Below are 13919 nucleotides of genomic sequence, written 5' to 3' on the forward strand. Positions count from 1 at the left end.
ACCTCCAAACAAAAAAGCCCTGGATTTTTCCAGGGCTTTTTTTATTCTTCGACTTCGATTCTTGCACTGTTATCCCACAGACCGTGTATATTGCAGTATGACAGTGCAAAAATTGTTCCAGATTTGCTGATCTTCACCACAGTTTTAACCACAGGTTCAGTGTAAACATCACCTGTATTTGGACCTTTTGTAGATTCACCGTGCACGTTGAATTCGTAGTTGCCTATTTCGTACACATACGGATCACCATCTGGCTGGAAGAACAGTTTAATCCACTTTATGTGGTGTTCAGTCGTATTCGGGTGTGGAATTTGTTTACCAACACAAGCTGTGATTTCTACTTTATCTCCCTTCTTAACTTTCTGAGCTACTTCTATAATTGGTACGTGTTTTTCTTTTTTAAAATCTTCTGACTTGATAAAATCAGCGAGTTTCATACACTTCCCTCCTTTAAACAGAAAATTCTACGTACATTTTTTTGGAAGAACCACAGACCGGACATTTTTCCGGTGGCTCGTTTTCCACTGTGTGACCGCAGACTGAGCAGATATAAATTTTGTTGGCTGGGTAATCCTCTTTTTTCTCTACAAAGTCCTTAGCCATTTTGTACATCTCTGCATGGATTTTTTCAGCTTCCCATGCGTATTTTGTACTTCTTTCAGCACCCTTTTCCTGCTGAAATTGTGCGACTGTGTTGTAAACTGGATACATTTCGTTGATCTCAAAGGTTTCACCATCGATACACTGCTGTACGTTGTCCTTCATTTCTTGATGAATTTTACCCAGTTCTCTGTAGTGGTTTCTCGCATGAACAAATTCAGCGTAGGCTATTGCTCTGAAAAGATTGGCAAGTTTCTTCAATCCCTTTCTTTCAGCCTCGTCTGCAAAGATCAAATACTTCATGTGTGCCATGCTTTCGCCTGCAAAGGCATCTTCCAAAAATTTTTTGGTCATTTCTCTCACTCATCTCACCCCCTATTTTTATTATACAACACATTCAATTTACAGTTTGATTCAAAAATTAATGCTCAATCACCAGACTCTTAATTTTTCTTCAGAATTTCTGTATTGACCAGATTTGGTGGTATCTCACCCATCAAAGCCTTTATGATGTTTTCAGCCGCCATAACAGACATCCTGGTTCTGGTTCTGTACGAAGCCGAACCCAGATGCGGTGTAAGAACGACGTTGTCCATCTTTAGAAGTTCTGGTTCAATCTGTGGCTCATTCTCAAAAACATCCAGTGCAGCACCTCTTATCCAGTTGTTTTTCAAAGCTTTCACCAGGGCTTTCTCATCTACCACAGGACCACGTGCGGTGTTTATCAGGTAAGATTCTTTTTTCATCATTCTCAACTGTTCTTCTTTGATTAAATGGTATGTCTGTTTGGTGAGAGGAAGATGAAGGGTTACAAAATCAGATTCTCTTAAAAGGGTATTTAAGTCGACGTATGTTGCTTTCAATTCTTTTTCAATCTGCTCGGAAATTCTGGATCGGCTGTAGTAAAGAACCTTCATATCAAAACCCAGGGCTCTTTTTGCCACAGCCTGACCTATCCTTCCAAAACCAATTATACCGAGTGTTGCACCATGCAGATCTGTGCCCAGAAGCAACATGGGTTCCCATCCACGGAATTTTCCGGCTCTCACAAATTTATCACCTTCGACAATCCTTCTTGATATTGCCATCATCAAAGCCCAGGCTAAGTCTGCTGTCGTTTCTGTTAATACACCCGGTGTATTGGTCACCATTATGCCTCTCTTAGTGGCTTCTTCGATGTCTATGTTGTTATAACCGACGGCATAGTTTGCAATGACCTTGAGCTGTGGTCCTGCTGCGTCCATGACCTCTCTGTCCACTGTATCGGTCAAAAGGCACAACAATCCATCAACACCTTTGACTTTTTCGATCAGCATTTGTTTTGGTATCACGCCATCATAATCGCTGACCTGTACATCGAAGTGGTCATAAAGCATCTTGAGACCTTCCTGTGGAATTGTTCTTGTAACAAAGACTTTTTTTCTTGCCATTCACAAAACCTCCTTTAATCTCGCATACGATGTGAGAAAAGTCCTTTTTGCATTGGCAATGACAAGTTCTGGATCTTCATCTGGCAGTGGTTTTATTTCAAAAGATACCACGGGTTTGTTTTTCTTTTCAAAGTAGTTGTTCTTCAAAAGCGCTTTTAGAAAATATGTGAGTTCATCGATATCATTGCTGCCGTTTTTGATACCAAACCTTGGATGCATATCTCCATAAGCAGGATGATCTTTCTGAAGAACAGCGTTGCCAATGTGAGCATGTGTGATGAAAGCTGAAAGCAGGCTAATAGTGTAAAATGAATCTTCAAACAAAAGCGGCTGATGGGAAAGATCAACGGTCAAGCCGAAGTTTTTGCAAAATGTTCTGACCTTTGAAGCGATATCAAAGGCTATCGGGGCTGGTCCAACAAGGGCTTTTTTGTCGACAGACCAATCAAAAATCTCTAAGTTAACAGCCAGTGTATAGCCGTGATTATCTGCTTTTGCTTCGGCATAATCGCAGAGTTCAACCAGAGATTCAACCAGCTTATTTTTTGCAGTTTCAATTTGATCTTCTTGCGGCATCTTGCCGCTCAAGAGCGCCACTGCTTTTGCACCGCTTATATATGCTCTATCGATGACCTGTTTGATTTTTTCGACGGCTTTTAATCGCTCTTTTTCATCGAGTGAATTCAAATTCAACTTATAGGATAAAACCAGAGGCTGTGCCGCTATCAGCAACTGAACCCTTGCAGTATTGCACATTTTTCCTATCTTTACGAGAGTATCTTCGTCAACAAGAGCGCTAACTTCGATGGCTTGGAAAAATTCATCGATCAGAATCTTTCTAACGCTTTCAATTATTTGCTGCTGAGTTTTCGCATCTGGATAAGCCATGAAGTGCACTATACCCATGTGAAAAAGATCGTACCACAATTTCATCACCTTCTTTTCTATTGATCCACTCTGTATCCATATTTTTTCAAAAGATGTGAGTTGACAGCAAAGGTCGGCACTTTACCTGAAAGAACTTCTATGACACCCTGTGCAGCATCCCGAGCCATTCTCACAACACATTCTTTTGTTAAAGCAGAGTTGTGTGGTGTGAGCAGTATTTTATCGCAACTGAAAAATGGATGATCTTCTTGTGGTGGTTCCTGGACAAAAACGTCTGTTGCAGCGCCGGCGATCCATCCTTCTGTCAGTGCTTTTAAAATTGCATTTTCATCCCACAATGGTCCCCGTGCCATGTTTATGATGAAAGCAGTTGGCTTCATCAATTTTAACTGAGATTCATTTATCAAGTTTCTCGTTTCATCGGTCAGTGGTGCATGTATTGTGATAAAATCTGATTCTTTCAAAAGAGTTTGTAATGACACGAGTTCTACTCCAATTTCTCTGGCTTTTTCTTTATCAACATATGGATCAAATGCCATAACTTTCATTGAAAAAGCCATCTGACATTTTCTGGCTACAAGTGTGCCGATCCGCCCAAGTCCTATTATCCCCAGAGTTTTTGAATCTAAGTCCACTGTGGAAAAAAAATCTCGTATTTTGAAGTTATTGTTTCTCGTGGCACTGTCCATTTGCTTGAGCTTTTTTGCAAGTGCAAGGATGAATGCGATGGTTGCCTCTGCTACTGAAACGGCATTTGCATTGGGTGTGTTGACAACCCAGATGCCTTTTTTCGAAGCCTCTTCAAGATCTACATTGTCCAAGCCCACTCCATGTCTTGCGATCACTTTCAATTTTTGCGCACTCTGAATGATTTCTGCGGTAAACGGAGATGTCCTGACTATAACACCATCGATATCCACTATCTCTTTTTTCAGGACCTCTGGATCAGTACTTGAGGCATGGACAACCTGAAAACCCGCTTGCTGTAACATTTCAATGCCACTCTCATGAATTGGTTGAACGATCATGACTTTCATAGGTATTGAGTGCATAAAACTCCATCTTCTTCAAGATGGAAAAATGCACTCTTTCCTCCTTTCTAACATCAATTTTCTTGTTTTTTCTACATGTTTTTTGTCAGAGAACCCATCGCAGAATGTTCATTGATTGAGGTTAATCAACTGTGGCTTTTTCAAGCCCCGCTTTTATAAGCGATGAGTATGACTTTTCGTGCCTTTATTGAGATTCAGTTCGTGACTAAAATAATTATAAACTCTATTTCTAAAGCTGGTTTATGCAGAAACCGATTTTTAAGTGTAATTCTTGTGCACGGTAGTTTTTCTGGTGCATTTTCATTAACGAAAAAGTAAACTTTCTGGTGTTTATCATCTTCAAAAACATGTCAGTTGTGTTGAGAACCTTATATATCAGGTCAAAAGATGTAGAATGGTAAAGGAGGTGTCTGATTTGAAAATCGGTAGCTACAAAGATATTCAGCCGCAGAGTTTTTTCGATGGTAAGGTTTTAAAGCGAGTTCTTGTAGGTCCAAATGACAATTCGCCAACTTTTGCGATGAGACTTTTCACACTCAAACCAGGAGCAAGTACACCATATCATTCCCATGATTGGGAACACGAGGTTTTTGTTGTAGATGGAAAAATAAAGGTCAAATCAAAAGATGGAGAAACAGTGGTTGAAAAAGGTGCTTTCGTTTTCGTGGAACCAAATGAAGAACATCAATTTACAAATGTCGGTGATAAATTCGCACACTTTATATGTGTTGTGCCAAATCGCGGTGAACAGTAAAACAAAATCCGCAAAAAGATACTGGTATCTCTCAATAATGAATTAGAGGTGTTTTTATGCAAAGAGACACAAGGGGTGTTTCACTTCTTCGGTCCGATCCCAAGAAAGCTGTCGTGAAGTTATCTCTGCCAATGATGGTGGCTCTGGTTGTTCAGGCTCTATATAATCTTGTTGATAGCATCTGGGTAGCAGGACTTGGACCTGAGGCGCTTGCGGGGATTGGGCTGTTTTTTCCTATTTTCATGATCATACTGGCTTTTTCCGGTGGAATCGGTGTCGGCGCAAGTTCCGTTATATCTCGAAAGATAGGAGAGAGAAACAAAAAACAAGCCGATTCTGCAGCTACCTGTTCTATAGTCTTGCTATTATTTTTGGCATCAGCGCAACATCAACGGTGTATCCTTTCCTCGGCTCTGTTTTAAAACTAACAGGAGCCAGCGGTAGGACATTCGAGCTTGCAGTAAAGTATTCCAGAGTAATGCTTGTGGGTATAACACTCTTGATGTTTAACAACGTGGTAAATGGGATACTCAGAGGCGAAGGTGACACAAAAAGATCAATGAATGCCATAACCCTTGGAGCAGTTTTGAATATTTTCTTAGATCCTTTGTTCATATACACCTTCGGCTGGGGTATTGAGGGGGCAGCTTATGCAACCGTTGCTTCGATAGTTGCTTCAACCCTTTTGATGGCAAACTGGTTGTTTTTGAAGAAAAATACTTATGTTTCACTCAGCTTTAAGCATTTGCGTGAGGGTAGGCAGATAGTGATTGATATACTGAGGGTTGGAATACCAACGTCTTTTGGCCAAATAATCATGTCTACATCTAATTTTGTGTTGAATAGATTCATCATAGTAGCTGGTGGAGATATAGGTGTTGCCATTTTCACAAGTGCGTGGAGAATCATAAATTTCGGCACGATACCATTGATGGGTATAGCAAACGCCGTGACTTCTGTAACCGGTGCAGCCTATGGTGAAAGAAATTCAAAAAAACTGGAAGAAGCTTACCTTTTTGCGGTGAAATTTGGTCTTATCATTGGTCTGTGCACAATGACGGCAGTGTTTTTGTTTGCTTCAAAGATAGCATTTGTATTCACCTATTCGAAAAGTGCCAGCGTTCTTTTCCGAGATCTTGTGAATGCCCTGAAAATTTTGAGCTTTTTCATCCCCACGGTTCCATTTGGAATGTTTACTTCTGCTATGTTTCAGGGTATAGGTCATGGAGTTAAAAGCCTTGCAGTTTCAATTCTCAGAACGGTGGTTTTGCATGTTTTCTTTTCATGGCTCTTTGTGTTTGTTTTGAATTTAGGTTTAAAAGGTGTGTGGTGGGGAATGTTGTGTGGGAATATGGTGGCAGAAGCTGTGACTTTTGCGTGGGGACTTGCGACTCTAAAGGGTTTGAGAAAAATTTTCCAGATGGAGAAAAACAGGATTGATGCTGTTGAAACAAACGTGCTGTAGTTCTTCATATTTGTTTATCTCATCTGCTGATGATTTAAAAATTTAAAGTTGTTATACGCAGGGTAGATAGATCACTTCTCATGATCAGGTTCAAATAATAAATCGGCTCAGTCTGGTTTTGGACATAGATCCAGCGTTGCATATGCAAAATCTGAGTTTCTTCAGGCAACATCAACAGTGACCTTTCTTCTTTCTCTGCTATACGCGGGATTATTATTTGCTCAACCTTTGATATCGATATGTCTGTTTCATTGACGAGTATTTTTGCGATGGATTTTGACAGATCTTTATCGTCAAAGATGGATGCAATTTCTGGATGAAAGTACGAATCTTCAATTGCCAAAGGTATTTCATCGACATAGCGTAATCTTCTAAGGTAAAGGCATTTTGATGTATGCCTGAAACGAAGATTTTGTTTCAATTTCAAATCAAGATCTATGTATTTTTTCTCAATTACAGTGTTTTTGGAGTGGATATTAAAAGTCTCCAAGGCATAGCTTAAACTTATCAGAGGCTCGAAACCAAGAGATGGTCTTATTCTTTTGACAAAGGTGCCAACTCCGTGTTTTTTGACAAGATATCCTTCCAGAACAAGACTATCTATAGCTGATCTGACAGTGGCTCTGCTGACTTTGTAGGTTTTCATCAAATCAAATTCTGTGGGAATTTTTTCTCCCTCTTTCCAATCGCCTTTCAATATCTTTTCTTTCAGTTCCTGTTTCAGCTGAACATAAAGAGGCATAGCACTTGTTTTATCTATCAACTCATCATTCCTCCAAGTTATTTTATCAGAAATGAACTACTGGGAATACGATGTAATATTTTTGAGTGATGCTAAGTTGTACAAAAATAGTTGGTGAATCTGCTCAAAAAGCCTAAACCTTCTTGAAGGTGACCAGAGGCGATCTGGTGCTTTTTATGATATTTTCCTTTTTTGTGCATCACTTAGGTCTAATCCAAGTGTTCCTCCGGGGTTCATGATGTTGTTGGGATCAAAGTATCTTTTTAAGGCTTTCATCACTTCAAGCTGATTTTTGCCTATGCATTCTTCGAACCATGGTGCGAACAGTTTTCCTATTCCGTGGTGGTGGCTCAACGCCGCACCGTGTTTTACTATGTTGTCGAGTATCCCGCTCTGGTATTCAACAAACTCTTCGATGCTTTCAAATTTCCCTATGAAGATGAAATACAGGTTGGTTCCCTGAGGATAGAAATGTGAACAATGGCTCATAACGATGGTTTTTGGTCTTTGTTTGCAGTATTTTCTGACATTTTCCCAAACATATTCAACCTGATCCCACGCCACAGCGCATTCGAGTGTATCTATGACTATGCCAAAATCATTCAGATCATCTCTGAGGTATGGATCTGTAAATCTGCCGTGTTCCCATGATTTTGCCACAAAACCTGTTGTGTACATCGCACCATATCTTCTTGCCAGCTTCATTATGTTTCTTTTGACGTTTTTTGCATAGCTTTTCTCTCCCTGCGCAATTCCAAGGAGCAAACATCTTTTCATGGGTTTAAAGCCCCGAAAGCTTATCATTTTGTCTATCAGTGTACCTTCAACACCATAGAGTTTTAACGCGACGTCTGTTTCCTCGGGGTCTGATAATCTCATTACCGAAGGAACACCAAATTGAGATTGCATTATCTCCCTTGTTGCTTCTATCGCACTGTGAAAATCTGGAAAGATTAAACTGAATCTTTGATCATTTTCCGGAAGATATCTGAAGATTTTAAGCGTGGCTGAGACAAGTAATCCATAAGCTCCCTCGCTACCAATGAAGATTTGGTCTATCGATGGACCAAGAGCAGCCCTTGGATATTCTTTTGTAATGATCTCTCCTACGGGGGTTATGTATTCCTGACAGACTACAAGGTCTTCAATTTTCCCATAATACGTCGAATTCTGCCCTGCACCTCTTGTGACGATCCATCCGCCAACGGTGGAGCCCTCAAAGGACTGGGGCAGATGACCGCAGGTGTATCTGTACTTTGCGCCGAGTTCTTCAGGTGCGTTGTTCAGTTTTCTTTCAAGTTCTGGACCGTAGATACCCGGTTGAACTGTGACGGTGTGGTTGATTTCGTTCAGTTTGAGAATTCGATTCATGTGTTTTGTGAAATCTACGCAAACACCGCCATTTACACATTCAGTTCCTCTTGTTACTGTTGAGCCTCCTCCCCTTGGATAGATTGGTATTTTGTTTTCACTGCAGTACTTTACTATTTCTACAACGTCTTTTTTATCTTTTGGAAATAAAACTGCATCTGGGAGGTTTTCTATTTTCTTTTCTCTCAATCTCATTAAATCAAGCATGGTTTTTCCAAAACTTGCTTTCACCCTAGAATAGTCATCTGTTTTCACATTCTCTGCTCCAAGCATGTTTTCGAAAGCTTGAATGTGTTTTGGTGAAAGCTTAATTGGTATATCGACCTTCACCTGTTCAAAACCGGGATTTACATGATGTTCGAAATGTTCATCGGATAATTCAAAGACCTGCTTCATCAATCTGTAGAGCCTTTTGTTTGGGTGTTTGAAAAAATTTGGATCTCCCCATTTGAAGATTGATCTGTAAGAACCAGCAGGAGGTGCCTGCTCAATCCATTTTGGTTGAAATTCCATTTCTTTCACCTCTCAACATTCTGGATAACCGGTTATCCTTTGCATGGATCTATACAGTGGACATAATCTGCCATACATCTTTTTGTAGACATGTTCATACAGCTGAGAGTAAAGTTTTGCACGGTCCTTGTCCGGTATGAATTGTTTGCTGTATCTGACCATCTTTTGAACGGCGTTTTCAAAAGAAGAGTAGTATTTTATTCCAACAAAACCGACTATAGCTGCTCCAAGACCAGAGCCTTCGTAAGTTTCTCCTCTGACTGTTTCTTTGTTCAAAACATCTGCCAGTGTCTGGCAAACGAAATCCGATCTTGATCCTCCACCTGTTACCATGACTTTTTCGATGGGTGTGTGAGAAACCTTTTCTATCTTTTCTGCCGCGTCTTTCAGTGCATAGGAAAGACCTTCTATTATGGCTCTGTACAGATAAGCTCTGTTGTGCACATCACCAAATCCTATGATTGCTCCTCTTGCTTCTGGCATTTTTAAACCAGCACCCCAGTAAGGTTGAAGCATCAAGCCGAGTGAACCGGGCTTTGTTACTTTCAGCAGTTCATCAAAGACATCTTCGACTTTTATACCTTTTTCCTGTGCTATTTGAGATTCATAACTGCCAAATTCCTTTTTGAACCAGCTAACCATCCAGAATCCTCTGAATATCTCGACCTCTGGATTGAAACGATTCGGGATCACAGCAGGGTATGAAGGCATGAATTTCAATGGTTCAAGGTATTTTCTGGAAGTTATCTGCATCGTGGTCGTTGTGCCAAGGCTTGCACATGCAAGGGATTCTGTCAGGCATCCCATGGCAACAGTTTCACAACCTTTGTCTGATCCTGCGGCTATCAACGGAGTGCCCTGTGCGATCTGAGTCAGTTCTGAAGCCTTTTTGGTCAAAGTTCCTATTACGGTCGCCGGTTCAACCAAGTCGGGGAGTTTGTCCTTTTCTATCTGAAACAGATAAGGCTGGTAATCGTGCTTTGGATCAGCCCATCTGAGTTTTTTGTAATTAAAAGGTATATGACCTATCTGATTGGCAATTGAATCGATGAATTTGCCGCTGAGAAGATAGTGAAACCAGCCGGAAAGCAGCAAAAATTTGTGGGTTTTCTGCCAGATCTCCGGTTCGTTCTGCCTGACCCAGTTTGCCTTGCATTTTTTTGCCGAGATCTTTGCGGCCTTATCCATCCCGACGATCTTAAAACCTATTTTGTAATGCAAGGGTAGTTTGATATCAAGCTCAGCCATTCTTTGATCTAACCATAAAATTGCTGGCTTTAATGGGTTGCCATCTTTGTCCAGAAAAACACAGGTGTCGCGCTGGGTGGTTACTGTCACAGCCGCTATTTTTTTCCACAGAGCGGTGTCTTTTTCTTTAACCACTGAACAGGCTTTTGAAAGGGCTTTTATGTACACTTCTACATCCTGTTCAGCCCAGCCAGGTTTTGGCGAGATGTAAGTTTGCGGGTATTCCTCTTTGTGCATTTGCAACAGTTTACCGTTTGAATCAAAAAGAAGTACTCTCAGGCTCTGCGTGCCGCAATCTATTGTGAGTATCACATCAGACATACTCTATCACCTTCGATGTGCTTGTTGCCACAAGGTTTGCACCTGTTCCGGCTATGTTTTCAAGAATGATCTCTCCTCTTGCAACAGGTTTTTGAACAACGACTTTTCTCACACAGTCCATTGCTTCTTTAAAAGATTCAAGTGGTATAGGTCTGTCTGTTTTTACAGGAAGCAGCTTATGGTTGATTGTGGCAACAGTCGTACACAGTATTCGTTTTGGATTCAAAAGGTCGTTTTTTGCAAATTCAAAGCCTCTTGGACAACTGTACCCGCGAAAATCGTTTTCACCAAAAATCTCAATTTCACATCCCTTTGGACATACGATACACACTATTTTTCTGTTAAATCTTTCCATATCTTCTCCCCCCAGACCGGAAAGCTCGATAGTGATTTTACTCTTTACTGATGAAATCTCAAAATCGACAAATTCAGTTTGCTGTGGTCTAACCGTCTCAAAAGTTTTTTGAGAAATTATTTCATCAGATCTGACAAGCAATTTTGCGTTCCTTTTCTGATATTTTGGTCGGAAAAACAATCTGATTTTTTCACGGCATGGAAGACTGATTCTTTGAGGCACGCAGTAAGCGATATCCTCTGATGGTTCTATCTGCAGATACTTTTTAACCGTGAGCAATCCTTTTGAATACATCGCTGCAGATCTTCCTGCGATTTTACCGGTCTGTGTAACATAATCTACAAGATCATGCACATGCAGAGCATTTCCACAGCTGAAGACACCTTCTACACTTGTCATCATGTTCTGATCGACAACTGGACCTTTTGTTTTTTCGTCCATTTCTATTCCAAGCGACTCTGCAAGTTCATTTTCCGGTATTAGCCCAACGGCTAAAATCAATCCATCGCACTCTATCGTTTGTGCAGTAGAAGGAATGGGTTTTTTATTTTCATCGACTTTTGTTATTTCAACGGCTTGTAATCTTTCTTTTCCGAATACTCTTGTAACCGTATGGGAAAGAAACAGAGGAATCTTGAAATCTTCCAAACACTGAGATATATTTCTCGCAAGCCCGGATGGTTGCTTTTGTATCTCATAGACTCCAAGCACCTGTGCTCCTTCCAATGTCAGCCTTCGTGCCATTATCAATCCTATGTCCCCGCTTCCAAGTATTACACATCGTTTGCATGGTAAAAAGCCCATTATATTCACCATGTACTGGGCAGTACCGGCTGTAAAGACACCGGATGGTCTGTCACCGTGTATGAAGATTTGCTTTGAAGTTCTTTCTCTGCAACCTGTGGCAAGAACGATAGCTTTGCTTTTCAAAGCAAAAATACCTTTGCTGTTTTGAATGGTTACACAAAAAGAGTCATTTTCTTTTTTAATCTCAAGCACAAAACTTTGAAGCAAGATATCTATGTCAAGCTCGTTCAGTTTTTCTATATATCTTTCGGCGTATTCTGGGCCTGTTAGTCTTTCTTTGAATTCTATTACCCCAAAACCGTCGTGAATGCATTGTTTTAAGATTCCCCCGGGCACTGGTTCTCTTTCCACTACCAAAACTTTCGCTCCAGAAATATTGGCTGACACTGCCGCAGATAGTCCTGCAGGTCCTGCACCAATGACAAGCACATCGTATTCAACCATGTCAATCACCCCTTGTTTTAGAAACCACTATATATGAAGCCCCGCCTTTTTTTGTCAGATTCAGTACATCGATCTTTTGTTGTGAGAGTATCTGTAAAATATAAGGTGTACAAAAACCTCCCTGACATCTTCCCATGCCACAGCGCGTTCTCCACTTTATACCATCAAGGGTAGTCGCCGGTAGGATGGAATTTACAGCCTTTATAACCTCGGCTTTTGTTATTCCTTCACACCTGCATACAACAACACCGTAATCTGGATTTTTCTTGATGAGCTTTTGCTTTTCTTCAAGTGGCAGGTTTTTGAACAAAGGTTCACCTTTTCTGGTGGGTACAAATTCGGTATTTGGCAGAACTTTGGTTTCATCTGATAGAATTTCCACACACATTCTGGCAACATCCTGTGCAATTGCCGGAGCGCTTGTCAAACCCGGAGATTGTATTCCGGCGGCGTGAACTAAATTCTTCACCTTTGTTGATTTTTCAATTATAAAGTCTTCTTTGTATGTCGCCGCTCTTGTACCGGCAAAGTACGTTATAATGTCTTTTAAACCAAGACCTTCGACGAGTTTTGCGTGCTTTTTAATCAGTTCATTGAGGCTATCTTCGTCTGTGCTGTAATCTTCTTTGAAAGGTACTTCTTTTGCGGTGGGACCAAGCAGTAGATTGCCATGAACAGTTGGTATTAAGCCTCCGCCTTTTGTAACTGATTTTGCCTGAGTTATGTTTGGCATGGAAATAGTCAACTTTGCAAGGTTCTGCTTTTTACTGTCTATTATTGCCATTATCCCTTTTCTTGGATGTATGGTGAAAAATCTGTCATTGGCAAGCTCGGCGATGTAATCAGCCCAGAGTCCAGCAGCATTCACAACTACCCTTGGAAAGATTTTTCCACGATTGGTCTGAACAGAAACGATCTTTTGTCCATCTAATTCCATCGATTCAACAAAGGTTTGAAAACAAAACTCCGCGCCGTTTTGAATTGCATTTTCAGCAAAGGCAAGTGTCATCTTGAAAGGATCGACGATCCCGGCATTTTTGAAAAGGCAAGCCCAGGCAAAATCGTCGGTTATTTTCGGTTCAATTGATTTCAATTTTGTTTTTGAAAGGAATTGAATCGATTCTATTCCGTTTTTTCTGGCTCGAGAATGGATAAGTCCGGCAGCGGTAAAATAAATCCAGTGTTTGAATAAAATAGCCATGCCATTTTCCTCAAATGGAAAGTCAAGCTGTTTAGAAAGTTCAGGTAGCATCTTCAGCCCGCGCTGGTTGTACAGAGCTTTTTTTGAACCGGGTTTGGGAGCAATCGGCGGATGAGCCATACCCGCATTTCTTGAGCTTTGGTGCATGGCTATGTCGCTCTCTTTATCGATTACAAGTATACTTATTTTGTATCTTGACAATTCTCTTGCTATCGTACAGCCCACTATTCCAGCGCCGATGATTAAAACATCGACCCTTTTGTTCTCAAGCTTTCTGTCTTTTAGATTGGGTTTTGATGGTTGATCTTTCTGAAGACCTTTGCATTCTAACAAATTAACTACATCTTTTTCTGCAAAACGCGATGCGATCTTTCCAGCACTGACTACTTTTTCCCAGTCATCGACGATACCTTCAAGAAATATCGAGCCGTCTTTTTCATATACTTCGATGTTTTTTGAGAATTTCTGTTTGAGTATTTTTTCAGCTTTGAGGATAGCGATCACCTCTTTGTTATACGGTTGTCCGTACATCCTAATCTTAACTCACTGGAATTTTTTTGTCAACATTTTTCTAAAATGAGTGAAAAACATCATCTTTTCAAGAAATTTCGCCAGAGCTTCTCAAAGGCTCAATTTGCATGATGTAGAAGAACCATTTCATAAATGTAATGAGTGGTTTTTACAGAGAACCAGCCAGAAAGCACATCTCATTTATGTGATTGTGATGA

13 protein-coding genes are annotated in these 13919 nt (G+C 40.6%); 3 read left to right on the forward strand and 10 right to left on the reverse strand.

Annotation, left to right across the window (positions count from 1 at the left end; all coding sequences use genetic code 11):
* Positions 1-41 precede the first annotated feature (41 nt).
* The 5 genes from AC4E92_RS06480 to AC4E92_RS06500 all read right to left on the reverse strand — a co-directional run bounded on the left by AC4E92_RS06480 (position 42) and on the right by AC4E92_RS06500 (position 3970).
* Entirely contained in the window at positions 42-437 is a 396-nt protein-coding gene (locus tag AC4E92_RS06480; protein WP_490239780.1) for a class II SORL domain-containing protein, read from the reverse strand.
* Between the two features lie 13 nt (positions 438-450).
* Entirely contained in the window at positions 451-963 is a 513-nt protein-coding gene (locus AC4E92_RS06485; protein ID WP_490239781.1) for a rubrerythrin family protein, read from the reverse strand.
* A gap of 80 nt (positions 964-1043) precedes the next feature.
* Positions 1044-2030 carry a glyoxylate reductase gene (gene gyaR / locus AC4E92_RS06490; protein ID WP_490239782.1) on the reverse strand — a complete coding sequence of 329 codons (987 nt, stop codon included), beginning with the start codon at positions 2028-2030 and terminating at the stop codon, positions 1044-1046.
* Positions 2031-2957 (reverse strand): sugar phosphate isomerase/epimerase family protein, encoded by a 927-nt coding sequence (locus AC4E92_RS06495; RefSeq protein ID WP_490239783.1) that lies wholly within the window; start codon positions 2955-2957, stop codon positions 2031-2033.
* Positions 2958-2974: 17 nt separating this feature from the next.
* Entirely contained in the window at positions 2975-3970 is a 996-nt protein-coding gene (locus tag AC4E92_RS06500; protein ID WP_490239784.1) for a hydroxyacid dehydrogenase, read from the reverse strand.
* Positions 3971-4376: 406 nt separating this feature from the next.
* On the opposite strand from AC4E92_RS06500, the gene AC4E92_RS06505 reads away from it, so the two are divergent.
* The 3 genes from AC4E92_RS06505 to AC4E92_RS06515 are packed head-to-tail and all read left to right on the forward strand — an operon-like array spanning position 4377 to position 6189.
* On the forward strand, positions 4377-4724 hold the full coding sequence (locus tag AC4E92_RS06505; RefSeq protein ID WP_490239822.1) for a cupin domain-containing protein: 348 nt from the start codon (positions 4377-4379) through the stop codon (positions 4722-4724).
* A gap of 56 nt (positions 4725-4780) precedes the next feature.
* Positions 4781-5146 (forward strand): MATE family efflux transporter, encoded by a 366-nt coding sequence (locus tag AC4E92_RS06510; protein ID WP_490239785.1) that lies wholly within the window; start codon positions 4781-4783, stop codon positions 5144-5146.
* Positions 5101-6189, forward strand: coding sequence for an MATE family efflux transporter (locus AC4E92_RS06515; protein WP_490239823.1), 1089 nt, complete (start codon positions 5101-5103; stop codon positions 6187-6189). Before AC4E92_RS06510 ends, AC4E92_RS06515 begins: the two co-directional genes overlap by 46 nt.
* Positions 6190-6223: 34 nt before the next feature.
* Here AC4E92_RS06515 and AC4E92_RS06520 read toward each other — a convergent pair whose 3' ends face one another.
* The 5 genes from AC4E92_RS06520 to AC4E92_RS06540 all read right to left on the reverse strand — a co-directional run bounded on the left by AC4E92_RS06520 (position 6224) and on the right by AC4E92_RS06540 (position 13722).
* Positions 6224-6952, reverse strand: coding sequence for a GntR family transcriptional regulator (locus AC4E92_RS06520; RefSeq protein WP_490239786.1), 729 nt, complete (start codon positions 6950-6952; stop codon positions 6224-6226).
* Positions 6953-7105: 153 nt separating this feature from the next.
* Entirely contained in the window at positions 7106-8815 is a 1710-nt protein-coding gene (locus AC4E92_RS06525; protein ID WP_490239787.1) for an FAD-binding oxidoreductase, read from the reverse strand.
* A 12-nt stretch (positions 8816-8827) separates the two neighbouring features.
* A complete protein-coding gene (locus tag AC4E92_RS06530) occupies positions 8828-10384 on the reverse strand; it encodes an FGGY-family carbohydrate kinase (protein WP_490239788.1) in 1557 nt (518 codons plus the stop codon).
* Positions 10377-11990 carry an FAD-dependent oxidoreductase gene (locus AC4E92_RS06535; protein ID WP_490239789.1) on the reverse strand — a complete coding sequence of 538 codons (1614 nt, stop codon included), beginning with the start codon at positions 11988-11990 and terminating at the stop codon, positions 10377-10379. The genes AC4E92_RS06530 and AC4E92_RS06535 overlap by 8 nt, the downstream gene beginning before the upstream one ends.
* 1 nt (position 11991) lies before the next feature.
* Complete coding sequence (locus AC4E92_RS06540) at positions 11992-13722, reverse strand: NAD(P)/FAD-dependent oxidoreductase (protein ID WP_490239790.1); 1731 nt, start codon at positions 13720-13722, stop codon at positions 11992-11994.
* Between the last annotated feature and the right edge of the window lie 197 nt (positions 13723-13919).

The organism is Pseudothermotoga sp. (assembly GCF_031962025.1).
Lineage (GTDB): Bacteria > Thermotogota > Thermotogae > Thermotogales > DSM-5069 > Pseudothermotoga_B.